We start from the raw sequence: 26,321 nt of genomic DNA, 5'->3' as shown, positions 1-26,321 counted from the left end.
TCAGCGCATAACTCACATGCTGTTCGGTCTGCGCCCTACGATCGCAGCGGCTGGGTCGGACCGCTGGCTGTCTCAACACGAGCTGGCTTGGCCTTGCAACTGCCAGCGCACCAATGAGCGCCGTTAAATAAACAGCGCCTCTTGTAAATGACCGCTTGACGCGATCCTACCAGACTTGCCGATCATACCAGTCGTCAATATCCTGCCGAACACGGTCCTTTTCGATACCATAGCGTTCCTGGATCTTGCCTTCGAGCTGATCGCGATTGCCAGCGATGCGATCAAGATCATCATCGGTAAGTTTGCCCCACTTTTCCTTGATCTTACCCTTGACCTGCTTCCAGTTTCCTTCGACCCGATTCCAGTCCATGACATATCCTCCATTGTTTTACACAAGGGGAAACGGTCGTCCGGCCTGGGAGTTCCGGGACGAAGATCGCTGATGTTCACGTCTCCAGTTGGGAAGGTGACGGCGCCAATTAGGAGATGGTGGGCCTTTGGGGACGCGTCGACCTCCCCGACGAAGGCCCTTTACTACACGTCGACAGGCGATGCGGCGCCGTGGGCGAACGCAAACGACGAGCGGAGCGTGACGTGTTGAGCGAGAGGAGTACGGCTTTCCTGCGCAAGATCATCCATGTCGAAATAACCCTCCCAGGCTTCGGCCCGCTAGGTCCGCCCCGCGGTAGCGACATGCCGGATCCGAATACAAGGGCTCATTCGATACCCCTGCCTGGGAGCTGGCTCCATCCCCTGCGCGTCGCGGGATTGAACCGGAAGAGTCCGGCCGCGTTGTCTGGTGACTGGAAGGCTATCGTTGGAGATAGAAATGGCGAACACTGGCACAACGCGTGGACGCAACCAGGACCGGGCAAGGATCGCTGGTGGGCAGGACCATGAAATGAAGTATGAGGCGGGCAAAACCGGCGCCAACAAAGCTGACGTCAAGTCGGCGGTGAAGTCGCTCGGCAACACTCGCAAGAAGGTCGAAGACAAGCTGGGCAGGAAGTGAGCCTTCAGCCCCACAGGAGGCCGGCGAAGTTGGCGATATCAAGAGCTCGAGGTTCAGCGCAGGGGATAGGCCACATTGCCCTATGACCGACTGCCGCGAGGTCTTCATAAGAGGGCGTGCACATGACCCGCATCGCCACCTTCAATGTGAACGGAGTCAACGGCCGACTGCCTGTGCTCCTGAAGTGGTTGGGCGAAAGCGACTGCGACATCGTGTGCCTGCAAGAATTGAAGACGTCGGACGACAAGTTTCCTGCCGAAGCGATCAGGGAGGCGGGTTACGGCGCGATCTGGCACGGCCAGAAATCCTAGAACGGTGTTGCAATCCTCGCTCGCGCAATCGAGCCGGTGGAACGTCGACGCGGCCTACCCGGGGATCCCGACGATACCCACAGCCGCTATATCAAGGCCGAGGTGGATGGGATTGTCGTGGGCTGTCTCTACCTGCCCAATGGCAATCCAGCGCCTGGCCCAAAGTTTGACTATAAGCTACGCTGGTTCGATCGTCTCATCAGCTACGGCCAGCATTTGCTCCAGGACCGGGTGCCAAGCGTTCTGTGCGGCGACTTTAACGTCGTTCCAACCCCGATCGACGCGGTGGCGCCGAGCCGATGGCTGGGCGATGCGGTCTATTTCCCGGAAAGTCGGCAATCCTATGCCAAAATGCTCCAAGCTGGCTGGATAGATGCCGTCCGGCGCATCCATCCGGAGAAGGGCATCTACACCTATTGGAATTTCTCCTACCGTGGCGGCTACGATCGGAGTTCCGGCCTGCGAATGGACCATCTCCTTGTGAGCCCCTCAGTGTCCGGCCGGCTGCGCAATGCCGGCGTGGATGTCGAGCTTCGCGGATGGGACAAGCCAAGCGACCATGCGCCGGCCTGGATCGAGCTCAATTGACCGGGAGGAATACAGATGGTCGATCGGAATTCCCGAAACGAACCAAAGGTGGGAGACGAAGGCCCGCGATCGGCTAGATCCTCAACTGATGGATCTTGTTCCGGAACTGGCGCGGTTCGTGCCGCCCGCTTTGCTCGGGACAAACCCGTATGGCTGCTTGGCACGGGTGACTGCATGCTCGGCTGCGGTCTGCGGGGATTGATTCACTTATCGTCGGGCGCGGAAACGGAGGTCCCGGTGCTCGCGTCTGTGATGGGAGCAATCGATCTAAGCCAGTGGTCATCGCCGCAGATGCGGTATGTTCCGTAGCTGACTCGACTCACGATGCATGCTGGCGATCCATGAGAGCCGCTGCGGCATGCAGGTCGAGACAGTGACCACCGTCGGCCTTGTGGCCGCGCGACTGGACGGAATGTTATGACCTCGGGAGCACTTCTGCGAATGACAGAACAGGAAATGATTATCGACGCGTTGGGGGTCACTGCGAGCTTCGATGTCGCGCTGGAAGCGCATCGGCGCATGGAGTTTCTCAGCACCTATCTGCGTGCGTCGGGCCTAAGCAGCTATGTGCTGGGGATCAGCGGCGGAGTGGATTCACTCGCCGCCGCCCTTCTGGCTCAACGCGCCGTCGAGGAACTGCGAAGGACAGGATACGACGCCAGATTCCTGGCCGTTCGTCTGCCGTACGGCACCCAGGCAGACGAGCATGATGCCCAGCGGGCCTTGGACACCATTGCGGCGGATGAAGTGCACCGGGTCGACATCAAGCCGGCTGCCGACGCGATGCTGGACTCGATCAAGCTGGCTGGGGTCGAGCTTGGCGATGCAGGCCGCAAGGATTTCTTGCTCGGCAACATCAAGGCGCGTCAACGCATGATCGCCCAGTTCGCGCTCGCCGGCGCCACCCGCGGGCTGGTCATCGGCACCGACCATGCGGCTGAGGCCTTGATGGGTTTCTTCACCAAATTCGGCGACGGTGCCGCCGACATTCTTCCTCTTTCCGGGTTGAACAAACGCAGGGTTCGCGCCTTGGCGGCGCATCTCGGCGCTCCGTCTGAACTTGTTGACAAGATTCCGACCGCCGACCTGGAGAACCTCGTCCCGCTTCGGCCTGACGAAGATGCATATGGTCTCACATACGATCAGATTGACGACTTCCTCGAAGGCCGGGAGATCAACGAAGCGGCGCGCAGGCGCATACTTCATGCGCATTCCAGCACAGCCCACAAGCGAGCGCTCCCGGTCACGCCGATTGCCATGACGAGTTCGACATAGGCGCATCGGCAATAGTTGTCTCGACATACGCGACCAATGGGCTTGCCGCAGCCTGAACTTCCGCTGGAGCGATGCGTTGCTCTTTCAGCTCCGCATGCGGTCATGCGGTCGAGAGTGTCGGCACGTATGGCCGAGGCCAGCGCGCGAACTCACTCCTCCCTGAATGCCCGCTGGATTTGATCTTCCAAAGGTTTCACGAGGTAAGACAGCATTGTCCGGCTCCCGGTCGAGAAGAATACCTCGACAGGCATGCCGGGCGCCAAGGTCAGGCCTTTCAGCCGCGTAAGCTCTGTGCGCGGCAGTGTGACCCGCACGGTATAGAAGCTCGTGCCGCTTCGCTCATCGATGCTGAGATCGGGGGAGATCTCACTGACTACACCATTTAGCTCAGGCGTTATCCGCTGGTTGAAGGCCGAAAGTCGCAAGGTTGCGTCCTGCCTTGGTGTCAGCTGATCGATGTCTTGCGGGGCCACGCGCGCCTCGACGGTCAGGTCGTCTGTCACAGGGACAATCTGCATTATGAGCTCTCCGGCAGATATGACGCCGCCGACCGTATGCACGCCAAGCTGATGGACGACGCCAGTTTGCGGGCTGCGTATATCGATACGCCTGAGTTGATCTTCGGCCGAGACCTTTTGCTCAACCAACTCGGCGAGCTTTGCCTGGACGTCACGGAGTTCGGTTGCCACCTCGCTGCGCAAATCCTGGTCGATCTGAATGATCTGCAAACGCGTTTCGGACGTATGGCCCTTCGATTGCGCGATTGCCGCAGTCAGCTTGCCATGCTCGCCTTCAAGCCGGACTGCATCACGTTCAAGCGTCGTTATGCGATCGATTGAAACCAGCTTGCGGTGCCAGAGCTTGCGCATCCCGTCGAGCTCAAGCCCGATCAAATTGATTTCCTGGCTTTTAGCATCCCTTTGCTCGGTCAGACCGGAAACTTCCTCGCTGAGCTGAGCAATGCGCTCTTCCAACTGAGCCTTCTGGCCAGCGCGTGCCTGGCGACGAAACTCGAACAAGGATTGCTCGCCTGCCATCGCACGCCGGATCTCAGGATCGCCCTGTCGCGAGCGCAGCGAAGCTGGAAAGGCGATGGCGTCATTGCCATCGCGCTCGGCTTCGAGGCGGGCCAGCCGGGCCTCGAATTCGTCCAGGCTCTTGGTGACGATGGCTAAATCGGCCCGGGTGACGGTTTCATCGAGACGGATCAAGACCTGGCCCGCCTTCACAACATCGCCTTCTCGAACGAGGATTTGACCGACCACGCCTCCCGTTGGATGCTGCACCTTTTTAACGCTGGAATCTACAACCAGCCTTCCCGAAGCAATGACGGCTCCGGAAAGCTCCGTGACCGCGGCCAGGCTTCCCGCCCCACCAACCAGGAGCACGCACACCGCGACACCGCCCAACAGATAGCGTCGAATGGTCCGGTCGATCGCGGACGCCGCATGTTGCGTCATCACTGTGTCGCCTCCTCAGGGCCGGAGACGACCTTCAGAGGAACGCCTCCCGGACGGGTTACCTTGCCCAGGACCTCATTCTTGGAGCCAAACGCCTGTACACGGCCATTTGCCATGACAAGGACCTGATCCAGGCTTGCAAGCGCGCTCGGCCGATGTGCAACCACTACAGCAATACCGCCTCGCGCCCGCACGCCCTCAATTGCCGCCGCCAGCGCGGCCTCCCCTTCGGCATCGAGGTTGGAATTAGGCTCGTCCAGGATGACGAGAAACGGATCGCCGTAGAGGGCTCGTGCGAGCGCAACTCGCTGTCTCTGGCCCGCCGAAAGCGCCGTCCCGGCCTCGCCGATCCGAGTTTCGTAACCTTCAGGCAAATGGACGACGAGATCGTGAACGCCGGCGGCTCGCGCAGCCGCCAGTATCTTGTGAGACGGCGGGCGAGGTTCGAAGCGCGCGATGTTCTCGGCAATGGTGCCATCGAACAGCTGCACATCCTGCGGCAGATAACCGACATGGTTGCCGAGCTCTTCCAGCGACCATTGGTCGAGGGTCGCGCCATCGAGCCTGACCGTTCCCCGGATCGGGAGCCATATTCCGGCTATTGCCCGGACAAGTGAAGATTTTCCAGACGCGCTCGGTCCGACGACGCCAAGGCCGGCACCCTTTTCTAGCGCGAACCCGACATCCTGCACAACCACACGGCGCTCGCCGGGTGGCGTGACGCTGATGCTTTCGACGGCAAGAGCAGATACCGGCGCGGGCAGCGAGACACTCGTGGCGGTTTGGGGAAGCATGGCCAAAAGCTGGCTCAGCCGGGTCCATGCCTGGCGAGCACTGACAAAACCCTTCCAATGGGCGATAGCCAGTTCGACTGGTGCGAGCGCCCGGCTCATCATAATCGAACTGGCGATCATAATACCGGCTGTTGCTTGCTGATGGATGACCAGATAGGCGCCGATCGCCAGTATACCCGACTGCAGCATCATGCGCAGGACCTTCGAGATCGTCCCGAGCGTCCCAGCCAGGTCGCTGGCTGTTGCGTTGGTGTTGAGATAATCGGCGTTGACGCCTGACCAGCGCTCGGCGATGCGCGCGCCAAAGCCCATCGCCTGCAGAACCTCTGCATTGCGACGCGTCGCCTCCGCAAGCGTATTGCGCGCCGCCGCCTGGCTGTTTGCCCTCTTCGCAGGCTCCCTCGTGCGAACTTCGGCAAGCAGAGTCAGGCCGGCGAGAACGATGGCGCCGGCCAGCGCCGTCATGCCGATCCAGAAATGGAACAGGAAGCAAATTGTCAGATACAGCGGCATCCAGGGTAGGTCGAAAAGCGCTGTCGGACCAGTGCTCGACAGAAACGAACGCACCTGGTCAAGATCCCGCAACGACTGGAGGCCGTCGCCTGGGAGCTTGGTGCGCAACGGCAAACGCATAAGGGCGGTATAGACTTGCCCACTTAATCGCGCGTCCAAGGCCATCCCGATGCGCACAAGCAACCGCGACCGGACAAGCTCAAGAACGCCTTGAAAAATGAATAGCGTGCCGGCAAATACGGTCAGCCCGACGAGTGTGGGCACACTGCGGCCGGGTATGACCCGATCATAGACCTGCAGCATGAAGAACGATCCGGTCAGCGCCAGAACATTGACGACGCCGCTCATCAGGGCAATTCCAGCGATCGCGCGGCGGAAAGAAGCCAAAACCGCAGCGAGCGTTGTTCGCGGCGGCTCGGACGAATGGGAATGCGACATCGCCTTCACATCGGTTCCAGTTCGGTCCAGGCGCAAGGATCGTGCCCGAAATCAGGCTCGATGACAACGTCTACATACCGCCGCCGTCAGGTGTTGCGCCTAGATAAGCCAATCGTTCAGCGCGTAGGCGTGGATGTAGTCGATCTGCATCTCCGCAGGTGTCGCAAGCCCGTCGGCAGGCGCGCCCGCGAGGCCACCGACCGCCAGATCGACCAGCATATACATTGGGTCGTGCATGTCGGAAGGCGTTGCGGCACGGGCAACTTCCACATCGTCGAAATACCAGACGAGTTCGTCTTCTGTCCACAGCACGCCGTAGGTGTGGAACCCTTCGGTATCCGCGGCATAGGCCGTCGAGGACACTGTCGTATGAGTTCCCGTCTCGTTCGAATGGCTTGTCAGAATGAGCTTGTTAGGATCCTGACCGAGCATCTCCACGACATCCAGTTCCGGTGGCCAGGAGCCGTCTGCGGGAAGAAGCCAGAAGGCCGGCCACACACCTTGCTTTTCGGGCATATCAGCCCGAATTTCGAAATAGCCGTAGGTTTGAGAAAACGATTCATAGGTCGTCAGCAAACCTGACGTGTATTTGTAATCGTCTATGTAGGGCTGGATGGCCGCGGGAGCCCGAGCGGCGGTAATCGTGAGAACACCGTCCTCAATGCTGAAGGGGCTCACGGAACGCGTCGGAGCGTAGTTGGTGTCGATATACCATTGAAGCTCCTTGTTACTCGTGAGCGAGCTGCCGTTCGCGGCGCCCCACCAGAAGTTCGAATCCCATGTGCCGCTCGAGCCATTCCACAGGTCCAGCGCGTTGAACTCGTCCGAGAAGGTGAGTTCCAGATGCGACCTGTCCAGGGCCAGATCGAACTGGCCTGGGGTGAACTGGTCGATGGTCTTATTGGCGAACACAAGAAACTCGTCGTCGGACAGGTCAAGTCGGACGTTCGCTCCCGTCTGTACCATATTGGCGTGCACCTCCTCGAAGGAGGTGAAGCCGTAGCTCCCGATCCGCGCAGTATCGTCGGCGCCAAAATCGAGGATCAGGTCACTGCCGTTGCCGGGTGCCACGGTGAAAATGTCAGCCCCGGATCCGCCCTTGAGAACGTCGTCGCCCTGCAGGCCGTCGAGCGTCTGTTGGCCGGAGCCGCCGGTAATGATGTTGTTTAGCTCGTTTCCGAAAGCGTAGTGTTTGTCGCCGGTGACCGTCAGGTTCTCGAAATTCGCAGGGAGCTTGTAGCTCATCCAGGTCGAGATGGTGTCGATACCCTCGTTGGGCAGCTCGACCGCCTTGTTTTTGGAGGAATACAGATAATAGATGTCATCGCCCTTACTTCCATACATTGTGACGGTGACGCCGCCGTCGGCGTACATCGAGTCATTGTAGATGCTGCCATAGAGCATCGGGCCGGAATTCGTCGCCGAATACCACTTCACGGAGGATCCGCTGTAGGCGAGTGGAACACCTTTGGCGTTCAGTACGCTGGCCATTGTGGTCCTTTCTCCTTTGTCTCGCGCCGCGCCTCGACGTCAGGCTAATACCTTCGCAGGGCAAGGAGCCAGTAACTTTTGGCCTCCGGTTTGGGAGAGTCACCAAAAGTACAATACGCAGGGAGCCACTTGGCCCGCTTCAACGTTCCAGAGCATCAGGATTGCAGCCGGCCCTTGCCGCTCTCCTTCGGCCGGCCGCAACGTTAGACGAGCGGCAGTTATGCGACGCAGGGCTTGTTGTCAGATGCGTGATGCGAAACGTGAGATGCAGATCCAGTTTTGGCGATGGCAGGCGCGCCGCAATGTTGATATTATCCGCACAGAACAGGCGCGCAAATGACATCGAATTCAGAGAAGGCTGAGGCGGTCGAGCAGTTGCTTGATACACCTGACCTTGCAACCGCACTGGAAAGCGAACAGTTCAAGAAATTCCTCGACCAGGTGCCGATCGCCATAGCCGTTTCGGACCTTGCCGGTGAGGAGCGCGTGGTCTACGCAAATCCGGAATTCGAGAAACTATCGGGCCTGACAGCCGCCAGGCTCACCCGAGAAAACTGGGCCGCCCTTTTAGGCACAGGCCTCCATCAGCAAAAGGACAGGCCGCTGGCCGAGGCCGTAGTCGAGGGAACCGATTTGGTCGGCACCTTCAGGCTGGAGCGCGGCGAGGACAAACCCGCGATCGTCGACGTTTATTCCAACGAGATAGAGGACGACAACGGCAAGGTTTGCTTCCGGCTGGTGGCCCTGGTCGACGTATCGGCTCACGGCGAGGCGGGAGATCAGCGCTCGGCCGAGGAGCGGGTCAGCGAGAAAGACACACTCCTTCGCGAACTGCAGCACAGGGTAAAGAACAACCTGCAGATGATTACCGCACTCATTCGGCTGGAAAGCCGCAACGCTACCGAGGCCGACCGGAGACGGTTTGAGCGGCTCGCCGGTCGCGTCGACGCTTTGGCGATCCTCTACCAGACGCTAACGGCCGACGAGCCGAAGGAGGAGGTCGACCTTGGTGTGTATCTCAGCCAGATCGCGTCCGCGGTGATGAGCTCGCATGCAGTCGAGGGGATCCGGCTGGATATGAAGGTGGATACATATCCGGTGTCAATAAACGTCGCCATGCCAGCGGGGCTGGTCGTGAACGAATTGCTGACCAATTCACTCAAGCATGCCTTTCGGGGGCGCGACGGCGGCACGATAACGCTGCACAGCATCGTCGATGGCGACGGCTGCCGGGTTATAGTGGCGGACGACGGAATCGGCCTGCCGGAAGGCGAGATGTGGCCCAAGCCAGGCAAGCTCGGAGCGCTGATCGCGCGATCGCTGACCGAGAACGCCAAGGCGCAGTTAGCTGTCGAGTCGAGCTCCAACAACGGGACGAAGGTGACCATCGCTTTCAAACGGTCGGCGGCAGCAAGCTGAACGATTGCCGCCGAACATAGCAGGCTGGCGGCTGGCTCACGTCGCGGCATTGAGCAGGTGGCTGCAAATAGCCCCGGCCGCCCTTCACGGCCTGCTTCCCATGGTCGAACACGCGCGAGCCGTTGTCGCTGCCCAACAGATTGGTCTCCACGACACGTTCGAAGGCAGCCGGGTGGAAGGTCGATGCCAAGCGCCGCACCTTCGTCTGGAAATCGAAGAAAGGGCTCCCCGCTACGTCGAATTTAAATTGGGAGTTATGTCCGCCGGAAGCTGAAACGCTCTGCGCATTTGCCGCGAGCTTCATCGCTCCGCAATGACGGGGGGCACCTGACGCCTAGCGCTCATCACGGGCGGGCCGGCAATTCAGCAGCGAGTCATCGCAGTGGCCAATCTTGCCGAGGACGAAGGTCTAACCTACACATCCAAATTGGTCCGACTGTTTGTGGCCGGAGGTAACCGCGAAATTGCGCTATCCGGACATGAGAGCAGTGCTCTAGGCAAACCGTGATGCGTGCATTCGTTCGATGGGTTGGTATGATTATCCTGACGCCTGGGGTGACCAGTTGCACCAGTATTTCCTATTACGCGCAATCTTTGCAGGGTCATGTGCAGATCATGACGGCGCGCCAAGACGTCGGAAAACTGATCGACGATCCTTCGACCCCTCAGATATTGCGCGCCCGAATGGCATCGGCGAACGCCATACGACAGTTTGCTACCGATGAACTGGCGCTGCCCGACAACAACAGCTACCGCAGCTATGTCGATGTTGGTCGCAACTCCGTGACATGGGCCGTCTTCGCCGCGCCGGAATTCTCGCTGACGCCACGAACATGGTGCTTTCCGGTTTTCGGCTGTGTTCCTTACCGGGGGTATTTCTCCGAAAAGTCTGCGACTGAAACCGCTGCCGAACTTCAAAGACAGGGCCTCGACGTATACGTCACGGGGATAACTGCATATTCCACGCTGGGCTGGTCGAGTGACCCCCTGCTAAGCACGATGCTAACCCAAGATGAAACGTACCTTGCAGGGCTGGTATTCCACGAACTGGCCCACCAGCGCGTCTACGTACATGACGATTCCGCGTTCAACGAAGCGTTCGCTGTCGCTGTCGAAACAACCGGTGTGAGAAAATGGCTGCGGGCGATTGGCGATACTGCCGGATTGCGCCGTTACGAAGCCGACCGGAGGCGCAGAGCTGAATTTCTCGCGCTGGTGTCGCAGACCCGGGACGAGCTAAGGCATGTCTACGACGGCAATGGTACTTCTGAGCAGAAGCGGGCCGCGAAGAAGGCCGCGATCGAACGGCTGAGGACGCGCTACCGACAGATGCGCGACAGGCGATGGGATGGATACCGCGGATATGACGCCTGGTTCGATGCTCCGATCAACAACGCAAAGCTCGCCGCGACTTCCGTTTACAGCGATCGGGTGCCGGCCTTTCTCCGCTTGTTCGACCTGTGTTCGGGCGACTATCCACGGTTCTTTGCGTCGGTTCAAAGGCTTGGCGCGTTGGACAAAGCTCGCCGTGCCGAAGCGCTTGCCGGGGCAGACGCATGTTATGGAGCCACTCAAAGCTGACGGCCGGAGTGATACGGATGAGAATCCTCTGACATTATTCAGGCGTGAACTGACTGGGAGGTTTCGGGCGGATGCGCAGCTATCGTGAACGCTAAGTCGCGAGGGCAGTGTTTTCTCCACCCAGCACGGACGCTCGGCGGGACTGGCAACATATATCGAGCTGACATGGAATATGCGGTGGGAAGCCATGATCCGCTGCGCAGACAATCCCATCTCGATAGGGAACAGCCCTTAGAATCATGGCGCGCGTTCGAGCCAGGGAGACCTTCATCCTGCGGCCAACCGGTTGGGCCTTCCAGGCCTGTTCTGTGCGATCGGCATCGGTGCGCTGCGTTGAAAGCCATCAAGCAGATTGGTCGGACAATTGTGAGCCTCTTCTGCCGGGCACGAAAGTCGCTGATCCGAGAACGCGCCGAACGGTGCTACTTGGCTGTAATCTTAGATTTCCTCACCAAGCAGTATTTTGGCCTCTTTGGCAGCGTTTAGAAATGCCTGGCGCGCTATTCTTGGTGGCTTTTCGCCGCGGATGACGGCAAGGCACGCTTTGATGGCAGTGAGCCGCGACTTGCTCGCTGGCTGGGGCCATTGTCTCAGCAAGATTTCGGCCGCGTCCGATACGGAGGCAACAACTCTGTCACGATCGATCCGGCCGGGCTGAACGACGACAGGCTTTCTAAAACGCTTAGCAGGCATGGCACTCTCCAACCGACCACACATGGTAGGTTCGATCAATCTTTAGCGCTAGCTCAAAAGTAAATGGCCGCCGAGAGTGTGTGGGCTTACTTGCCAGTTCGACTTGGCCTCTTCGGGCATCTCGGGCATATCAACTTCGAGTTCGGTCCAGAAATGCACCGGTGGGCGAGGCGTGTTTCGCCGGGCCTCCAAATCGGCAAATTGCTTTTCACGTTTTCTCGCGATTTAAGTTGTCGTTATCACGGCAATCCCGTGCACGGGGTATAAGGGTTACTGCCAGATGGAAGAGTTCCTCAAAAGGCTACCACCGAGGCCCAAGTCCCCAATCGTGCGCATTGCGACCACGACGGCCCTGACTGGGATCTGTTTTTTTGCCCTGCAGGGTATTCATGTAAGCGCCGGAGTTCTGGGCTTCTTCGTGATGTTTCCCGCTATTTTCCTGGCCTCGGTGCTGTTTGATCGAGGTTCGGGGCTTTACTCCACCGTGCTGAGCACGATTCTGCTATACTTTGAGGTGAAGCCCGCTGGCACCTTTCTGCTGCCCGTGGGATTGGTGCTGCCAATGATCATCTTCGTAGTGGTGGCACTGGGGCTGGCCGTCATCAGTGAAGGGCTGCGCACGGGCTACCAGAGAGCGGCGGAAGCGGAACGCGCGAAGGATCTGCTCCTACAAGAGCTGTCGCATCGTACCAAGAACAACCTCGCGATGGTCAGCTCTCTGTTGTCGCTGCAAGCTCGGATGAAATCGAGTCCAGAGGCGCGCGAGGCACTGGAGAAAGCGGTACGTCGCATTCACGCCATCGCCGATGCTCACGACCATTTCCGGCCATCCAGCCACAACGGCCAAGTCGAAATGCGCTCGTATATAGAGGAATTGTGCGGCCACCTCGGAGATACGCTCCGGGATATCAGACCGATAGCCGTGAAAGTCGATGCGGAGGAAGTTAATCTCCCAACGGAGCAGGCAATACCATTAGGGCTGATCGTAAACGAGCTCGTTACCAACGCTCTCAAACATGCTTTTCCCGGCGATCGAGGCGGAACCATCGCAGTGAAGCTCTTTCGAGACCCCTCCCTAGTTCTGACAGTGGCGGATGATGGCGTCGGTTGCCACCCGACAAAAATGGAGGAACAGGCTCGCGCCTCATCGAATTGCTCGCAAAGCAGCTAGGAGCCACGCTCACACGGGAGAATTATTCGCCGGGTTGCGAAGTGCGGGTGGTCTTGCCAGACATCGTTGTGTAAGCCATTGCTCCGTCACAAGACGATTACCCAGTGGCTTGGCGCCGTGCCATTCCCTTTTCCGGTTTCGGCCTCGGTAACACGCTGAAAGCGATCCAATTAAATGGCGCTTTAAATCGCGCTGGCGCGTCCCTTCCGCTCCGGCATGCTGGATGCTCAGCGAGGAGACGCCGACCTCGATGTCGGCGGGCGCCTCGACGCGCGGAAATGGTTGCGCACATCCACGGCTAGATCAGGAAGAGTCTTTCTGAGCCGCGCCGCACATACAATATCACCGATAGATTTGAGCCTGGGATCTACCCATGTCCGTGTTAGGCTGACCCTCGGTCGAGGACGGGTGGGGGGAGCACATGGCGGGCGAAGATTGGGTGAGTAGGACTGTCTGTTTGTTTTGGGGTTGGAAGCAGCTTCGCGCTTCGAACGTGCGCCCGACGGCCTAAGCCCACATGCAGTCCTATACCCTTCTGTTGGCAGTTTTTGGAGCAATCGTGCTCCTTACGGCCTGGTTACCCATGCTTCTCAAGAAGCTTCCGCTTTCGCTTCCAATGGTGTGCATCGGGATCGGGGTTCTTTTGGTTTGGTCACCGTTTTCTTCGCTCGTTGGGGTGAACCCACTTGAGAACCGGGGCCTAACAGAGCGTCTCACAGAGTTGGCGGTCATCATCGCCCTTATGGGGGCTGGCCTGAAGCTGGACCGGCCAGTGAGCTGGCGGGGTTGGGAGTCCTCCTGGCGCCTTCTTGGCGTGGCCATGCCACTGACGATCGCAGGAATTGCGTTTATCGGCTGGTCAATCCTTGGGCTCGGTCTTGCCGCCGCACTCCTGCTTGGCGCTGCTCTCGCACCAACTGATCCTGTTCTGGCAAGCGACATACAGGTTGGCCCACCTCAATCCGGCAAGGAGGACGAGGTGCGTTTTGCCCTTACCTCAGAGGCCGGCCTCAATGATGGAGCGGCGTTTCCGTTCGTCTATCTCGCCATCGCAATTGCGCTGTCCAGAGGGACCGGCGAGCCTTTCTTCACACATTGGGTCCTCGTGGATGTCCTTTGGAAGATTACCGCCGGCCTTGTCATTGGCTGGCTGGGCGGAAAAGTCATGGGCTACCTTACATTTCGTCTGCCGAAACGGTCGGGCTTGTCAGAGACGAAAGACGGCTTTGTTGCGCTCGGTATCACCTGCCTTGCATACGGCTCGACCGAAATCCTTCACGGCTATGGCTTCTTGGCAGTGTTCATGGCGGCAGTTGCGTTGCGGTCTGTTGAAAGGCAGCATGAGTATCACGAAAGCTTGCACGCCTTCGCGGAGCAGATTGAGCGATTGCTGATGATGGTCCTGCTGGTCTGCTTTGGGGCAGCGATCGCTGAAGGGTCGATTTTTGGCGCCTTGAGCTGGCAGGTGATCGCCACTACCGCCCTGGTGCTGTTCGTTGTGCGACCGATCGCGGCATGGATTGGACTGATCGGATTTCCGGCGTCATCACGCGAAAAGGCCTTCATTGCTTTTTTTGGAATACGCGGTCTTGGATCGTTCTACTATCTTGCCTTCGCACTCGGGCAGGCTGAATTCGACGGAGCGACAACCCTTTGGGTAACCGTCTGCTTCGCCGTTGTAAGTTCAATTGTCATGCACGGCATCATGGTGACTCCGGTCATGCACCAGTTGGACCGCGGTCGTCGCTCTTTGCTGCCCCGTGCCCGAGGCAGGCAGGACTAATGTCCCCAGAGTCGGACTTTTTGCTCCAGGACTACCTCGTCTCTCCCCAAATTCAGCCCGGTATCATGTCTTGCGCTATGTGAAAGGCGCCTATCAGCCCCTGGCTAAAGTGCGGAACCTGGCACGAACGCAGTCAGCGCCTCAACTTCGGCATCACGCACGTCGCATGGTGGAGCGCAGCATTCCTGCGCAAAGAAGCCTGCCACCTTGCAAGTGGGCTCCCGGGCCGCAAAACCAGAAGAGTGTTTGTCTGGGCCGCACGGCCCAATCCGACACTCCCAAACAGTCTCATTTGCGTCGCGCAATAAGCGTGCAAAGTTGCCGCAGATCGCTCTCATAGGTCCCTTCGCTGCTGAGTACGTCGGCACAGCGCTCTTCATGCGAATCAATTGGCTGCTCGACAGCTGGGCTACCACGGTGGGCGCGCTGGGTGTGCCAGGCGTCCCTGGTGTCCCCGGCGTTCCGGGAGTGCCTGGTATGCCGGGACCGGTCCTGGCACCGACGCCGACACCAACGCCACCTGTGCTCCCGACATTAGCTCCTACGCCTGCCGTGACGCCGCTGGCGGCGCCTACGTTTGCGCCACTTTCAGGGGACAGTAGGGGAGGCCCCACTTCATGGGACCAGGTTCACACCTTCGGCGATGCGATGAAGCTGATTTCTCAGGCCGCCGAATAGCCGTGGACCGCTTCATGCGGCCTTCGCTCGCATCTCCCGCGCCCTTCGCGCCGATGCCTTATGACCGGCCGGCACATGCAGCGGTGGCGGAGTAGCACCTGTCAGGCGTTCAAGATTTTCGCTTCCTTGGCGGCGGTCAGAAATGCCACGCGGGCTACCTCCGGGGCGCTTCCACCGCCGAGCACCTTCATGCAGGCCATTCGTGCCTGGATGCGGCGCCCGGTCTCTCCAATGGGCCAATCATACAGCAGCATTTCGGCGGCTTCGCGGGTGCTCGAAACACTAACTTTGCCCGAGGACAGCAACACGGTCACGGGCTTTTCGAACGTGCCGACACCTCGTTCGCTGGTCATGTTCTGGTTTCCTTTCGCGATGTCCCTACGACCTACGGGCGAACACCACATTTCGTTGCGTCACGATTGACCGGGTGCGCGAACATTCTGTGAGGAAGCTCCTTGCGACTGCATGCTTTGGGGCCTGGTGATAACCGCCGCTTATGCATTCGTGCTGGCGGCACCATCCTGCCGGCATTGCCGAGGGGGTGAGTCCTCGGCCTCGACATCGCCACTGTGACCGGATTCGCTTGGTATGAGCCCGGCTCATCGCTCTCGTCGATCAAGACGGCCTGATCAAAGCCGTCGGCGAGAACGCCGAGGAGAAGGCGGAATCACTTGGTCGCCAGCTTCGCGACATGATCAAGGGCAACAGGCCCGACTTCGTGGCGATCGAGCAGCCGATGGGCAACGTGGTCTTATTCAAGAAGACCCGCCAGACGCTTACAGCCCTACCGGCGAGCAAACCATTAACCCGAACGCCTTGCAGCTCGAGGGGCTGGGTCTGCGCTGCGCCGCTGAGGCCATCATCAGCGGCGGCTCGGTATCCGCTGGGAAACAATCCCGTCGTCGACGTAGCGGAAGCATTTCCTCGGCATGGGCAGCTCGCCCGGCTTTGACCACGCCATGTGGAAGCGCACCGCGGTCGAGCGCTGCCGGCCGCTCAAAACAAAGAATGCGGACGCCGCATAGGCCGGCGGCATAGCGATGGCCAGCGAAGCATGTTGGGGGTTCAAAATGGCGAGGGCAGCGTCACCTTACTTCAACTCTTCAGCGACGCCGCTAAGGGCCTTGATGCCCACGCTAGGAGGCTTTTGCTTGATGGCCGCCTTGAAGGCCTCGATTGCAGCTTGTTGGCTGCAATGCCCCGCCATGCATTCCAGGACCCGGAATGCGTCAAGTCGGGACGACTTAGTCATAAACGGCCATGGTTGCTCAAGCGCTTTCGCCGCGTCAGCTATAGACGAGACCACTATCACTGAGGTGAACTTGTAATCGGAATGATCGCCGGCACGCTTGTCGCTCCTCACAGTCGGAAGCGGCTAAACGCAAAACCATGACGGTGGTTGCATGAACGCGCAGCATCGTGAGTTCAAAGCCCTGCTGCCGGATGCGATTGAGCCGAGCAAGCTCTTCTCGGGGCAATTCTGAAGTTGAATCACGCCTATTGGCGTGTCGCCGGTTTCCTGAAGCCGAACCACTTCGCGGACAAGCTCCACGGCGCCCCCTACGAGATCGTGGGCACGACAATTGCGGGGGCCGGCCGGTCAACCCGATCACGATCAAGCCGTATATCTCGGCTGACCAGACGGTCCGCGATCTGACGCTGTTCGCCTATGTGATCCGGTTGGCGTCTGAGGCGGTGACCATATCTGGAGCCTATGACTACGGCCGTGGCATCATCATCCAGATGTGGGCGCGGCACCGGCTCATAGCACCGGCACAGGATCTCGACGCGCTGGCCCGAAACATGCCATGGACATGACGCCGGAGAAAATCATCGGGTCGAGGGCGGACGAGCTCACCCGCATTGCCAGGGAAGGGACCGAGCGCGCCGCCTCGGTGCAGTACGGCGTCCATTCTGCCGAACGCGGTCACCAAGGCCGCCAACTCCAGGAGCGATGCTTGATCTCGCATTCCATGATTCCTGCCGGAGATCACCAGCGCGCCCGGCGACATCCGCCGCGGCAACCTGGTCGGGCTCATGTCCGACAGTGGTGGCGGAAAAACATCGTTCAGCCTGCAGCAGTGTCGCTTCGCCGCCTCGCAGGGATTCAAGAGCGCGTTCTTCTCGATCGAGATCACCGACGAGGAGGCTGCGCTGCAGGCGGCTGATCAGCAGGCTCATATCTCGCTCGGCCGCACCGACGCCTTCACGCTCAACAGAAAGGAAACCCCGGTTCGGCGGGCAAGGCAGATGCGGCGACTAAGGTGAAATTGCTCGCCGGCCAGGACGTGAAGGTTCTGCCGGTCTCAGCCGACAAGGCCACGCGGGCAAACCCGGCATCCACACAGGCTGGGGCCGGTAACGTGAAGCTCGTGCGCGGCTGCTGGAATGAAACATTCCTCGATGAGGTCTGTTCGTTTGCGAATGGACAATTGTCGATCAGGTCGATGCCTTCGCCGACGCTCTGAACGAGCTCGCACTCGGTTCGCCACGACACCTGCCATGACGGTGGCGATCATATCGGATCATGCGATGAGCGCGCGCGCAGCATACATCTGCGGTAGCGGCGCGTATAGCGCGGCTCGAACTGCATCGTCCGCTGAAGCGGGCAATCTCACTGCCGATCAGTTGGACGAGACCAACTGGGAGCCTGCCGATGAGGAGGAATTCCGGCGCCTGTGCGCAGGCGGAAGTCGACGAGGCGGCATTGAGCCTCAAGCAGGAGCGGCTCCATTTCGCGACCGGCCTGCTGCTGCCGGTCTAGGACAAGCTACCGCCCGACCACGTGCGGGTCAGCCGGATTCGCGCGAGCGATGGCCGCTCACTGCTCGGTCGCGAAGTCCACTGTGTTCCAGAGTTGTGTCGCGGCCTCGGGCCGGAGCACGGGCCCACCATCTCAGCTGATGAGATTGTGCAGGCGGTTCTGGCTACGGGCCGTCCAATGGAGGTGAATGCGACGGACTCACGTTCCAACGTAGCCTGGTCAATGGCAGGCAGCAGCTTGAGCTGACCGGATGGATTGCGGCGCTGCTCGACTGGTACAAGGCGCAGGGCTGCTTCACCGAGAGCATCCGCTACCGGACCCGCGAGCGCTCCGACCATTTCAGCGCTCCGTTCTCTGGTGTATTGCCAAATGGCATGTAATGAGATATTGACTGCCATGTGGAGCTGCCGCATGCTAGCACTTGAACGCATCGATACCGCCCCTGAGGCATTCCGTGCCGATCCTGTTACCCAGGACGAGGCGGCTGCCATGTTTCGCGCCGCGCTCAATCTTTTCGGCAAATGGGCACTGACCGACGAACAGGCGGCGACCCTGCTCGACATGCCGGTCCGGTCCTTCCGCCGCTGGAAGGCTGGAGGGCCCGGACGGATATCCCGCGACGGCCGTGCGCGCCTCTCCAACCTGATGGGCATCCACAAGGGCCTCAGGATCATCTTCGCCGAGCCGCAGCGCGGATATTTGTGGATCCGGACCGGCAATTCCGCCTTTGCCGGGGCAAGCGCGTTGGACGTGATGCTCGGCGGCGAGCTTACCGACATCATGCGAGTCCGCCGCTACCTCGACGCCGAGCGCGGCGGCTGGTGACGGCCCCAGAACAGATCCCGGTTTCGCGAATTGAGTGGAAAGGCGTTGTCAGGATCATTCGCAGCGCCTTTCCGCCGATCGATCTATTCGAGGACATTGCGGATCCGGCCGATTGGCCGCTGCTGATCTCCGCGGAGCAGAAGACCAACCCGCGGGTCATGGCGACCATCGGCAATCTCGACCTCGTTCCGGTCGAGCGCAGGGTCGGCGGCAATGGCGCGTCTTACCTGATGGCGCCCTTCACGCACGTGAGCACCGACAGGCCGAGCCGCTTCACCGACGGCACTTTTGGCGTCCTCTACGTCGGCAACGTCTTCGAGACGGCGCTGTTCGAGACCATCCACCACCACGAGCGCTTCATGGCGCGGACAGCCGAAGAAGCTGGCTGGACGTCACAGTTCCGGGAGATCGTTCTTTCGATTGATGTCGATCTGCACGACTTGAGAGGGCCTGAGCGGCAGGGCCATCCGGCCCTTGCTCCGGACAGCTGCCAGGCATCGCAAGAGTTGGCGAAGAGCCTCAAGGACGCTGGCTCGGACGGTGTGGTATATCCCAGCATCCGGCACCCAAACGGCGAGTGCGTTGGCCTTTTCTACCCGGATTGTGCTTCGGCACCCGTTCAAGGCCGGCATCTCGACTACCACTGGGATGGCGAGCGCGTCGATCTTGTGCGGGATTCAGGATCGGGGGAGGTCTTCCGTGTCGTGGAAGTTTCCTGAACGACGGGCCGCGGGTGACCTCGCAATCCGGCCTTCGTGGAGGGCTGCGATCGATTTAGGCCGCCGAGGCGAGGGACTTCTCGTAAAGGCGGGTTACGACTGCGCCAATGTGCTGATTTCCGGTAATGGAATGCGGCCTTGTCCGGATCGTAGACACGCTGCTCAATGTCGGCGGAGAACAAAGGATAGGCTGCGTTTACCGGCGTGTCATTGCCGACCTTCCCGTGGCTGCCAAGGATAGTCTTGACGAGCGCTTCGCGGTCGATGGCGTATTTCAGCGCCATGCGCAGATCGTGATTGTCAAAGAGGGGCTGTCGCAGCGGGCTACCATATAGTAGTGCCCGCGCCTGCGACTTGAAGGTAAGCTGCTGCGGTAAGAGACATGGCTTGCGGTGGGCGTACGGGCGCGGCCGAGCGCTTCCTCGAGGATTGAGATGATCGTTCATTTAGTAGACGGCACATACGAGCTGTTTCGCCACTTCTATGGCCAACGCCGGTTCAACAACGGCCAAGACAAGCCGTTTGGCGCCGTGGTCGGGGTGCTGAATACAGTGCTGGAGATGATCGAGAATGGCGCCACACACATTGGGGTGGCTACCGATCATGTAATCGAATCGTTCAGAAATCAGCTCTGGCCCGGCTACAAGACCGGGGATGGCATCGAGCCGGCATTGCTCGCGCAGTTTCACCCCCTTGAGAAAGCCCTGGCGGCCATGGGAGTGGCGGTCTGGCCGATGATCGACCTGGAAGCCGACGACGCGCTGGCATCCGCGGCACAGAGCGCGGCCGCCGATGAGCGCGTGCAGAAGGTGTGCATCTGGACGCCGGACAAGGATCTCGCGCAGTGTGTGCGCGGTGACCATGTGGTCCAGGTAGACCGCAGGACCCAGAAAATTCGCGATGCCGCCAGCGTACGCGAGAAGTTCGGTGTTGAGCCGGCGCTGATTCCAGATTTCCTAGCGCTCGTGGGTGATACTGCCGATGGCTACCCGGGTCTCGAAGGCATCGGCCTGGTCTCGGCCGCCCGGCTGCTTGGCCGCTACGGCCCTCTTGAAAGCTTTCCGTTTGAAGCCCTCGGCAACCGTAGAGAGCTCGCGCTTTTGTTCAAAAATCTCGCGACGCTGCGCACGGACGCTCACCTGTTCGATAACGTCGAAGAGCTGCGCTGGCACGGCCCGACCAAAGCGTTCGAGACGTGCGTGATCCAGCTAAATGACACCCGGCTCCTCGCACGTGCGCTCAAGGCTCGGGGTGACTGACTTCGCGAGGGGAAGCGGCCTTTGGAAGGCCAGCGCCGATTCCCCAATCGCACAGGGGCACCGTACGCGCGGCAACAGTCTTGAAGAACACACAGCCAAATGTTCCGGCGGGTGACAGGCGCTCACGCAGCATCTGAGTTGTCGATGGCGTTCAATGGCAAAGCGTCACACCTACGACCTAGATGCAAGGATGGTCGCGTCCGGGTCGTGCCCCGCTGAGTGGTATAGCTCGACGGTGACGAAGCCGCTCGTGGGCGCGCCCTCAGTAGGAGGTAGCAGCATCTGAACCCTGCTTTGTCTTTCCGTCTTTCCGGTGATGGGGAGGATAATCTCACATGCTCGATAGGCCTGTTCGAAAGATGACGGCCATCTAACACCGTCATTGGCGCCAAGCGAAGTTGCGGCAGATGCACAGTAAGGCGCTAGGATTTGCGCTCGTCGAAACGCGACTGCAGGTCGGCGGCATCGGCCGATCCGCCCAGCGTGTCCGCGACCGTGGCACCTCGCGCACCCATCGGTTGCTGCGCACCTGTGGTGGTGTCCTTGACTGTCTGATGCTCCATCTCAGCATTCAGCTCCGCACCTACAATCAGGATAATCACGGAAATCCAGGTCCACATCATCAAACCGATGACCGCCCCCAGGGCTCCGTAGGTCGCGTTGTAGTCAGCGAAGTTTTCAAGGTAAAAGGAGAAACCCACCGAGACCGCGATCCAAACCACAGCCGAGAGGAAGGCCCCCCATGTGGCCCATCGCCACTTTGCCTTTTCGCGGCTAGGGCCGTAGCGATAGATCAGCGTAATTCCGATTCCGACCATGATCAGCAAAACCGGCCACCGCAAGATCCGCACAAGGGTTTCGGTCCAGCCGCCGAGGTTCAGCAGCGCAAGCATTGCGGGTACGATCCCGACCGAGATGATAAAGCCGATGCCAATGACGATGGCGCCAAGGGTGAATCCCAAGGCCAGGAGATTCAGATGGATAAAGCCGCGCTTTTCAGTCTCCTCGTAAGCGATGTTCATTGCTTCGAACAGCGTCTTGATGCCGCTGTTGGCGCTCCACAGTGCGACGGCAAGACCGAAGATAAAGCCAAAGCTGAGCGCGCCAGTGTTCTGAGCGGCCAATGAGTTAAGTTGCGATCTGATAAGTTCCAAACCTCCCGAAGGCAGTATGCCGCCAAGGAATGAAATGTGCTCGGCGACGGTCTGAGGATCGGCGACGAAGCCGTAGATGGACACGAAGGCTGCAAGCGCTGGAAACAGGGCAAGAAGCAGGTAGAACGCGGCTCCGGCCGCGATCAGCATGACGCGGTCCTCCGTTACCTCAGCGAACACCCGCCACAGCACATCCCTCCAGCCGCGGCCGGAAATCTGCGATGGCCGTTCGGCATTGCGTCCGCGGCCCTCCTGTCCAGCCCGCCGCTCCAGTTGCACTTGGTTTTCGTCGCAATCCTCGGCTTTGTTCTTCGACATAACTGCAGTCCGTCGCATCTTCTTCGACGGCAAACGTTTAGACGCGCCATTAGATGCAGGTGCAGACCTGCGCTCGCAAATAATCATCCGCCAGCTGAAGAAACACCGGCCATCCGCACGCGACGAGTTCATCTAACAACGATACTGCCCCGCCTGTGACATCACGACCGTCAACGATGGGCCAGTCAAGCGTGGCGGCGCTCTCCGCAGTCTCGGTCGAGTGCGGATCGTCAAGACCAGGTTGGCAAAGCTGGTCTCCCCGGTCCTGGTAAGCACCACCTCGGGCCAGAGCGCCCGGTGCCATTCGGACAGCATCAGATCCCGGCACTTTCGGGCATTGCGTGAGATTTCGCTGCGTCGAAGGAAGCCTGGCAAACGGCCTGACTTGACCGTCGGGCTTCGCATGGCCACAAGAACGGAATTTCTACGTCGAGGACATTGAGCGCGGCCGCTGGTCTCCCGGCGAGGTCGAGACCAAGCTGAAGAACGTCGTGACGCTTGACGGGCTGGAAGTCACGATCCGCATGCCGCAGGACCCTGGTTCGGCTGGCAAGGCGGACGCAGCAACGAAAGTGAAGCTTCTGGCCGGCCAGGACGTGAAGGCTCTTCCGGTCTCAGGCCACACGGCCACAGGGGCAAACTGCATCCGCCCAGGCTGAGGCGGACACGTGAGCTCTTGCGCAGTCGCTGGAACGAAACATTCCTCGACGAGGTCTGTTCGTTTCCGAATGGCCAGATTGACGATCAGGTCGATGCCTTCGCCGACGCTCTGAACGAGCTCGCACTCGGTTCGACCCCACCTTGACAATATCTGACGGTCGAGACCGCCGAAGCTGACTTGGCGGTTAATCAAAATGCTCTGGTAGGGCCTTCAACTGGTCGGTGGTCATTTGTGTGATGGCATGCACGGTGCCGTCTTCGTCCCGCATAAAATCGAGCTGAGTTGCATACAAGGCCACGCGCTTTGAGCCTATGCCGAGGAACCCACCAACATCGAAGACGACTTGCGCATGCTCGCCCGTTCCATGGATGTGGTCGACTGAACTGATTTCCTCATCGTCGCGACCGTAGATGGTCGCTCCCTCAACAACGTCAGCGCGCAGTTCAGAACTCGAAAGCCGTACGTGATTGGTGTGGTCCATTTTGGAGTCTCCTCCCCGTTGGACTGAGGTAACCCCCGACAGGGCCAACCGTTCCGAACCGTCATTCACGAGCGTCGTTCGCGAATACCTGATGCCCGATTTCGATTTGCCTCAAAACAGCGGTTGCTGTTGTCTTGTTCGTGCGGCGGGCCGCTAGCGGCCGCCGCGCGCAAAGTGGACAGGCGTGACCGCTCTCGAAATGCCTTGATGCTGTTGCCGAACTGCCGCGCATGTCGGCGCGTGCCTTACCGAGTCCGGCTGCCCCAACCAACCTGACCCCGGTTGTCCCTGGAAGGGAGGTTCTGCTGGTTTCCGCTCGCCGGAACTTTGCAATGGGAACGCAGCTTAGCGCGCTTGACGCCGATGCTTTGAAAGGGTCTCGATGATGACCGGCGCAGGACCGTAACGACCCTTAGGCATGTCAGACCGGTGGATCGGGCTGCTAGGCCGGCTCAGACAACGCCGTCTCCATTGGGGGGCCTCAATTTTTCTTCGGCTCCCAATCGTGCTCGAACTGCTCGGCCCATTCCAGGTTCAACAGCCATGGCTCCCGTCGCCCGATCCACAGCTCATAATCTGGTATAAGATTGCTCGGAGCTTGATCCAGACTGCCGATCATCACCTCGGCCTCGTCGTCCCGAAGGCTTACGAGGCGCGAACCACAGGTTGGGCAGAAGCTTCGCCCGGCAAAGGTGTGGAGATCACCAGTGCCTTCGTAGCTCGATCTTGGCCAAACCGCGAAGCAGACGAAGGCGCTCCCGCTCGTTCGCCTGCAGTCATGGCAGTGGCATATACCAACCCTCGTCGGCTGCCCTTTGAGCCGGATGCTAGCAGCTCCGCAAAGGCAGCCACCTGTGCGAACTTGCTCGTCCATCATATCGACACCGCTCGCAGAAGGAGATCACAGCTCTCGTCTGGATTCGGAACAGGAGACTCATACGGCTGCACATCGGGATCCGGCGTCCACATTGGCGCGTCTAATGGCGGCTCTTCTGGTTGGGGTCCCATGGTAAGGCACATGGCGTATTCTCCTTTGCCCGGCAACGAGTGGGAAGGAGGGTTGGTTCCAGCCGTTAACTCCGCCTCTCCCCGGGCCGCCCTTGAGAAGGTTGCCGGAGGCACTAAGCTCAGGCTCTTTCACGTGCGTCGAGGAGAATGATGAACAGTGGGGCAAAGAGCAGCCTGGCCGGCCGGACCAGACGCTGGCCCATCGCGCTAACCGAACGGAAAAGCGTAACCGGGACCGATGGCGAAGCCTCGTTCGGCCCATGGCTAGCCGACGCGTTGCGCCACGAGACGGCATTTCACCGCGCGGAAATCTGGACCATAGAAGTCGAGCCGGGGGATGGGCGCCACTGCGTGGCGATGCTGGTCCGCGGTGCTAGCCACGCCACCGTCGTGCTGACCGGCCACTACGACACTGTCACGACGAGCGACTATGGCGAGCTGGAGGACATGGCAACCCGGCCGCAACAACTCACCCAGGCGCTGGGCAAAACCTTGGCCGTGGCCGAGGCGCCTGCCGCGAGGCAGGCGCGGGACGATTTGGCGTCGGGAGAGTTCTCACAGGGCGCGGCCTGCTCGACATGAAGGCGGGTCTCGCCGCCGGGCTGGCGGTCTGCGCCGCATTCGCAGAAAGCACCAACGCGGCGGGAAACCTTCTGTTCATCGCCGTCCCCGACGAAGAGAACAATTCTGCCGGAGCTCGCAAGGCGACACAGGCGCTGCCGGCGATTGCTGGCGAGCGCGGGCTCGATATTCTGGCGGCGATCAATCTCGATGCGATCGCCGACGACGGTGACGGCAGCAAGGGTCGCGTCATCGCGCTTGTTCCGGGCACACCGCCGAGCTTGCTCAATATCCGCGACGGCAAGTCCGGCTATGACGTAACAACGCCGGCTACGGCGTTCGCCAGCTTTAACGTGCTGAGCTATCGACGGAGGCCGGACGAGGTGCTTGATCGCTTTGACCGGCTTTGCGCCGATGCTGTTTCTGCCTGCCTGGCGGAGCTGAAGCAGCGGCGGCATTCCCAGCACGGCAGCGCCGCGATCGATCTCGTCGAAACAATTCCCCTGCATCGTTACGAGGCACTGCTGGACCGTCTCGATGCGGAAGCAAGATCAAGGCTTGGCACCGTCGGCGCGTCTCTTGCCGCCGGCGATCTCCCGCTGCCCGAGCAATGCCGGCTGGTTACCGAGGAGGCATGGCGATTGAGCCGCTTGCCGGGACCGGCAATCGTCACCGGCTTCGGCTCGATACCCTATCTGCCGACGAACCTTTCGGACAGGCCGGCAGCGGCAGGTTGCGCGCGATTGCCTCGGACATCGCAGCCGGCGCAAACGCCCGCTATAGCTCGGCGATCGGCTGTGCGGATTACTTCGCCGGCATCTCGGATATGAGCTTCTTTGGCGAGGCTACCGGATCCGGTCTCGACGTCGTCGCCCGCAACACGCCGATGTGGCGCGACGGTATTCGCTGGCCGAAGTCAGGCGGGCTGGCCAACATTTCCACCATCAATATCGGCCCGTGGGGACGAGACTGCCATACCCCGCTCGAGCGGCTTCACATCGGCTTTGCTTTCGATGTCTTGCCGCAAGTCGTGAGCGATGTCTGTGCGGCGCTTCTTGCAAAGCAGGCGTAGCGCGCGGAAGCAGCAACTCGATACCTCGCCAGGAGCCAACCTGCAAAGCCGAGGTTGCATGCCAAATTAATCCCGAGGCATGCCGTCGCCGTGGAGAGATCCTCAAGAACAGCTTCGCCAGCGCACCACGAAAACCGGCGGCAGCGCTATGACGAAGTTTTGGGAGACTCGTGCGTCTCCGGCAAACGGTCGCGAATGGCTTCCTCGGTTTTGCTTGCCGTCTTTTTCACGACTTTCTCGACGCGGTCGACCAACGTCTCGGCGTCGCCGCTGGAACCCTGTCGGTCAGCCT

Annotated in this window: 28 protein-coding genes and 2 pseudogenes; 17 read left to right on the top strand and 13 right to left on the bottom strand. The window is 60.1% G+C overall.

Annotation, left to right across the window (positions count from 1 at the left end; translation table 11 throughout):
- Positions 1 to 166 precede the first annotated feature (166 nt).
- Complete coding sequence (locus NKH23_RS31845) at positions 167 to 370, bottom strand: CsbD family protein (RefSeq protein WP_352719975.1); 204 nt, start codon at positions 368 to 370, stop codon at positions 167 to 169.
- 459 nt (positions 371 to 829) lie between these two features.
- Here NKH23_RS31845 and NKH23_RS31840 point away from each other — a divergent pair, with 459 nt between their 5' ends.
- From NKH23_RS31840 to nadE, 3 genes and pseudogenes are all read left to right on the top strand, one after another.
- The gene (locus tag NKH23_RS31840) at positions 830 to 1,012 is read left to right on the top strand and encodes a DUF3606 domain-containing protein (protein WP_352719974.1); all 183 of its coding nucleotides are present in this window, start codon (positions 830 to 832) and stop codon (positions 1,010 to 1,012) included.
- A 122-nt stretch (positions 1,013 to 1,134) separates the two neighbouring features.
- Positions 1,135 to 1,911: pseudogene (gene xth, locus NKH23_RS31835) on the top strand (exodeoxyribonuclease III).
- Positions 1,912 to 2,352: 441 nt separating this feature from the next.
- Positions 2,353 to 3,186, top strand: a complete 834-nt coding sequence (gene nadE, locus NKH23_RS31830; protein ID WP_352719972.1) for an NAD(+) synthase — start codon at positions 2,353 to 2,355, stop codon at positions 3,184 to 3,186.
- A 149-nt stretch (positions 3,187 to 3,335) separates the two neighbouring features.
- Here nadE and NKH23_RS31825 read toward each other — a convergent pair whose 3' ends face one another.
- The 3 genes from NKH23_RS31825 to eglC all read right to left on the bottom strand — a co-directional run bounded on the left by NKH23_RS31825 (position 3,336) and on the right by eglC (position 7,882).
- Positions 3,336 to 4,646, bottom strand: coding sequence for an HlyD family type I secretion periplasmic adaptor subunit (locus tag NKH23_RS31825; protein WP_352720098.1), 1,311 nt, complete (start codon positions 4,644 to 4,646; stop codon positions 3,336 to 3,338).
- Positions 4,646 to 6,391, bottom strand: coding sequence for a type I secretion system permease/ATPase (locus tag NKH23_RS31820; RefSeq protein WP_352719971.1), 1,746 nt, complete (start codon positions 6,389 to 6,391; stop codon positions 4,646 to 4,648). The genes NKH23_RS31825 and NKH23_RS31820 overlap by 1 nt, the downstream gene beginning before the upstream one ends.
- Positions 6,392 to 6,490: 99 nt before the next feature.
- Positions 6,491 to 7,882, bottom strand: a complete 1,392-nt coding sequence (gene eglC, locus NKH23_RS31815; RefSeq protein ID WP_352719970.1) for an endo-1,3-1,4-beta-glycanase EglC — start codon at positions 7,880 to 7,882, stop codon at positions 6,491 to 6,493.
- Between the two features lie 336 nt (positions 7,883 to 8,218).
- Here eglC and NKH23_RS31810 point away from each other — a divergent pair, with 336 nt between their 5' ends.
- Positions 8,219 to 9,301 (top strand): sensor histidine kinase, encoded by a 1,083-nt coding sequence (locus NKH23_RS31810; protein ID WP_352719968.1) that lies wholly within the window; start codon positions 8,219 to 8,221, stop codon positions 9,299 to 9,301.
- Here the strand turns inward: NKH23_RS31810 and NKH23_RS31805 are convergent.
- The gene (locus NKH23_RS31805; protein ID WP_353036386.1) at positions 9,276 to 9,605 is read right to left on the bottom strand and encodes a hypothetical protein; all 330 of its coding nucleotides are present in this window, start codon (positions 9,603 to 9,605) and stop codon (positions 9,276 to 9,278) included. The two genes, NKH23_RS31810 and NKH23_RS31805, sit on opposite strands and share 26 nt — an antisense overlap.
- A gap of 230 nt (positions 9,606 to 9,835) precedes the next feature.
- On the opposite strand from NKH23_RS31805, the gene NKH23_RS31800 reads away from it, so the two are divergent.
- The gene (locus NKH23_RS31800; protein ID WP_353036384.1) at positions 9,836 to 10,882 is read left to right on the top strand and encodes an aminopeptidase; all 1,047 of its coding nucleotides are present in this window, start codon (positions 9,836 to 9,838) and stop codon (positions 10,880 to 10,882) included.
- Between the two features lie 438 nt (positions 10,883 to 11,320).
- On the opposite strand, the gene NKH23_RS31795 is transcribed toward NKH23_RS31800, so the two are convergent.
- On the bottom strand, positions 11,321 to 11,575 hold the full coding sequence (locus NKH23_RS31795) for a DUF982 domain-containing protein (protein ID WP_352719962.1): 255 nt from the start codon (positions 11,573 to 11,575) through the stop codon (positions 11,321 to 11,323).
- 280 nt (positions 11,576 to 11,855) lie between these two features.
- Here NKH23_RS31795 and NKH23_RS31790 point away from each other — a divergent pair, with 280 nt between their 5' ends.
- Together NKH23_RS31790 and NKH23_RS31785 are read left to right on the top strand one after the other, a co-directional pair.
- Complete coding sequence (locus tag NKH23_RS31790) at positions 11,856 to 12,746, top strand: sensor histidine kinase (protein WP_353036382.1); 891 nt, start codon at positions 11,856 to 11,858, stop codon at positions 12,744 to 12,746.
- A 517-nt stretch (positions 12,747 to 13,263) separates the two neighbouring features.
- The gene (locus NKH23_RS31785) at positions 13,264 to 14,529 is read left to right on the top strand and encodes a cation:proton antiporter (protein ID WP_353036380.1); all 1,266 of its coding nucleotides are present in this window, start codon (positions 13,264 to 13,266) and stop codon (positions 14,527 to 14,529) included.
- Positions 14,530 to 15,308: 779 nt separating this feature from the next.
- Here NKH23_RS31785 and NKH23_RS31780 read toward each other — a convergent pair.
- The 3 genes from NKH23_RS31780 to NKH23_RS31770 form a co-directional block, all read right to left on the bottom strand.
- Positions 15,309 to 15,560, bottom strand: a complete 252-nt coding sequence (locus tag NKH23_RS31780; RefSeq protein ID WP_353036378.1) for a DUF982 domain-containing protein — start codon at positions 15,558 to 15,560, stop codon at positions 15,309 to 15,311.
- Positions 15,561 to 16,069: 509 nt separating this feature from the next.
- Complete coding sequence (locus tag NKH23_RS31775) at positions 16,070 to 16,243, bottom strand: hypothetical protein (protein ID WP_353036376.1); 174 nt, start codon at positions 16,241 to 16,243, stop codon at positions 16,070 to 16,072.
- Between the two features lie 54 nt (positions 16,244 to 16,297).
- On the bottom strand, positions 16,298 to 16,513 hold the full coding sequence (locus NKH23_RS31770) for a DUF982 domain-containing protein (protein ID WP_352979744.1): 216 nt from the start codon (positions 16,511 to 16,513) through the stop codon (positions 16,298 to 16,300).
- A 180-nt stretch (positions 16,514 to 16,693) separates the two neighbouring features.
- Between NKH23_RS31770 and NKH23_RS31765 the strand changes: the two genes are divergently transcribed.
- The 6 genes from NKH23_RS31765 to NKH23_RS31740 all read left to right on the top strand — a co-directional run bounded on the left by NKH23_RS31765 (position 16,694) and on the right by NKH23_RS31740 (position 19,515).
- Entirely contained in the window at positions 16,694 to 16,864 is a 171-nt protein-coding gene (locus NKH23_RS31765; protein ID WP_352979706.1) for a hypothetical protein, read from the top strand.
- Between the two features lie 38 nt (positions 16,865 to 16,902).
- Positions 16,903 to 17,025, top strand: coding sequence for a hypothetical protein (locus NKH23_RS31760; protein WP_353036374.1), 123 nt, complete (start codon positions 16,903 to 16,905; stop codon positions 17,023 to 17,025).
- Between the two features lie 219 nt (positions 17,026 to 17,244).
- The gene (locus tag NKH23_RS31755; protein ID WP_353036372.1) at positions 17,245 to 17,475 is read left to right on the top strand and encodes a hypothetical protein; all 231 of its coding nucleotides are present in this window, start codon (positions 17,245 to 17,247) and stop codon (positions 17,473 to 17,475) included.
- On the top strand, positions 17,472 to 17,675 hold the full coding sequence (locus NKH23_RS31750; RefSeq protein ID WP_353036370.1) for a hypothetical protein: 204 nt from the start codon (positions 17,472 to 17,474) through the stop codon (positions 17,673 to 17,675). Before NKH23_RS31755 ends, NKH23_RS31750 begins: the two co-directional genes overlap by 4 nt.
- A gap of 707 nt (positions 17,676 to 18,382) precedes the next feature.
- The gene (locus tag NKH23_RS31745; RefSeq protein ID WP_352979703.1) at positions 18,383 to 18,796 is read left to right on the top strand and encodes an MbcA/ParS/Xre antitoxin family protein; all 414 of its coding nucleotides are present in this window, start codon (positions 18,383 to 18,385) and stop codon (positions 18,794 to 18,796) included.
- The gene (locus tag NKH23_RS31740) at positions 18,793 to 19,515 is read left to right on the top strand and encodes an RES family NAD+ phosphorylase (protein WP_353036368.1); all 723 of its coding nucleotides are present in this window, start codon (positions 18,793 to 18,795) and stop codon (positions 19,513 to 19,515) included. The genes NKH23_RS31745 and NKH23_RS31740 overlap by 4 nt, the downstream gene beginning before the upstream one ends.
- 107 nt (positions 19,516 to 19,622) lie before the next feature.
- Here NKH23_RS31740 and NKH23_RS31735 read toward each other — a convergent pair.
- Positions 19,623 to 19,861, bottom strand: a pseudogene (locus tag NKH23_RS31735) (ABC transporter substrate-binding protein); the annotation flags it as partial.
- Positions 19,862 to 19,949: 88 nt separating this feature from the next.
- Here NKH23_RS31735 and NKH23_RS31730 point away from each other — a divergent pair.
- Positions 19,950 to 20,774 carry a 5'-3' exonuclease gene (locus NKH23_RS31730; protein WP_353036366.1) on the top strand — a complete coding sequence of 275 codons (825 nt, stop codon included), beginning with the start codon at positions 19,950 to 19,952 and terminating at the stop codon, positions 20,772 to 20,774.
- A 422-nt stretch (positions 20,775 to 21,196) separates the two neighbouring features.
- Here NKH23_RS31730 and NKH23_RS31725 read toward each other — a convergent pair whose 3' ends face one another.
- The 3 genes from NKH23_RS31725 to NKH23_RS31715 all read right to left on the bottom strand — a co-directional run bounded on the left by NKH23_RS31725 (position 21,197) and on the right by NKH23_RS31715 (position 24,262).
- The gene (locus NKH23_RS31725; protein ID WP_352719959.1) at positions 21,197 to 22,246 is read right to left on the bottom strand and encodes a YihY/virulence factor BrkB family protein; all 1,050 of its coding nucleotides are present in this window, start codon (positions 22,244 to 22,246) and stop codon (positions 21,197 to 21,199) included.
- Positions 22,247 to 23,091: 845 nt separating this feature from the next.
- Complete coding sequence (locus NKH23_RS31720; protein ID WP_352719957.1) at positions 23,092 to 23,388, bottom strand: PRC-barrel domain containing protein; 297 nt, start codon at positions 23,386 to 23,388, stop codon at positions 23,092 to 23,094.
- A 481-nt stretch (positions 23,389 to 23,869) separates the two neighbouring features.
- A complete protein-coding gene (locus tag NKH23_RS31715) occupies positions 23,870 to 24,262 on the bottom strand; it encodes a GFA family protein (RefSeq protein ID WP_352720095.1) in 393 nt (130 codons plus the stop codon).
- A 284-nt stretch (positions 24,263 to 24,546) separates the two neighbouring features.
- Here NKH23_RS31715 and NKH23_RS31710 point away from each other — a divergent pair, with 284 nt between their 5' ends.
- Genes NKH23_RS31710 through NKH23_RS31700 form a run of 3 tightly spaced genes read left to right on the top strand, consistent with a single transcriptional unit; the run spans position 24,547 to position 26,029 of the window.
- Complete coding sequence (locus tag NKH23_RS31710; protein WP_352719955.1) at positions 24,547 to 24,978, top strand: hypothetical protein; 432 nt, start codon at positions 24,547 to 24,549, stop codon at positions 24,976 to 24,978.
- Positions 24,975 to 25,787 carry a M20/M25/M40 family metallo-hydrolase gene (locus tag NKH23_RS31705; RefSeq protein ID WP_352719953.1) on the top strand — a complete coding sequence of 271 codons (813 nt, stop codon included), beginning with the start codon at positions 24,975 to 24,977 and terminating at the stop codon, positions 25,785 to 25,787. Before NKH23_RS31710 ends, NKH23_RS31705 begins: the two co-directional genes overlap by 4 nt.
- Complete coding sequence (locus NKH23_RS31700; RefSeq protein WP_352719951.1) at positions 25,784 to 26,029, top strand: hypothetical protein; 246 nt, start codon at positions 25,784 to 25,786, stop codon at positions 26,027 to 26,029. The genes NKH23_RS31705 and NKH23_RS31700 overlap by 4 nt, the downstream gene beginning before the upstream one ends.
- Positions 26,030 to 26,321 lie beyond the last annotated feature (292 nt).

It is taken from the genome of Mesorhizobium sp. M1328 (genome assembly GCF_040318075.1).
Lineage (GTDB): Bacteria > Pseudomonadota > Alphaproteobacteria > Rhizobiales > Rhizobiaceae > Mesorhizobium.
This window is presented reverse-complemented; position numbering and strand designations above follow the sequence as displayed.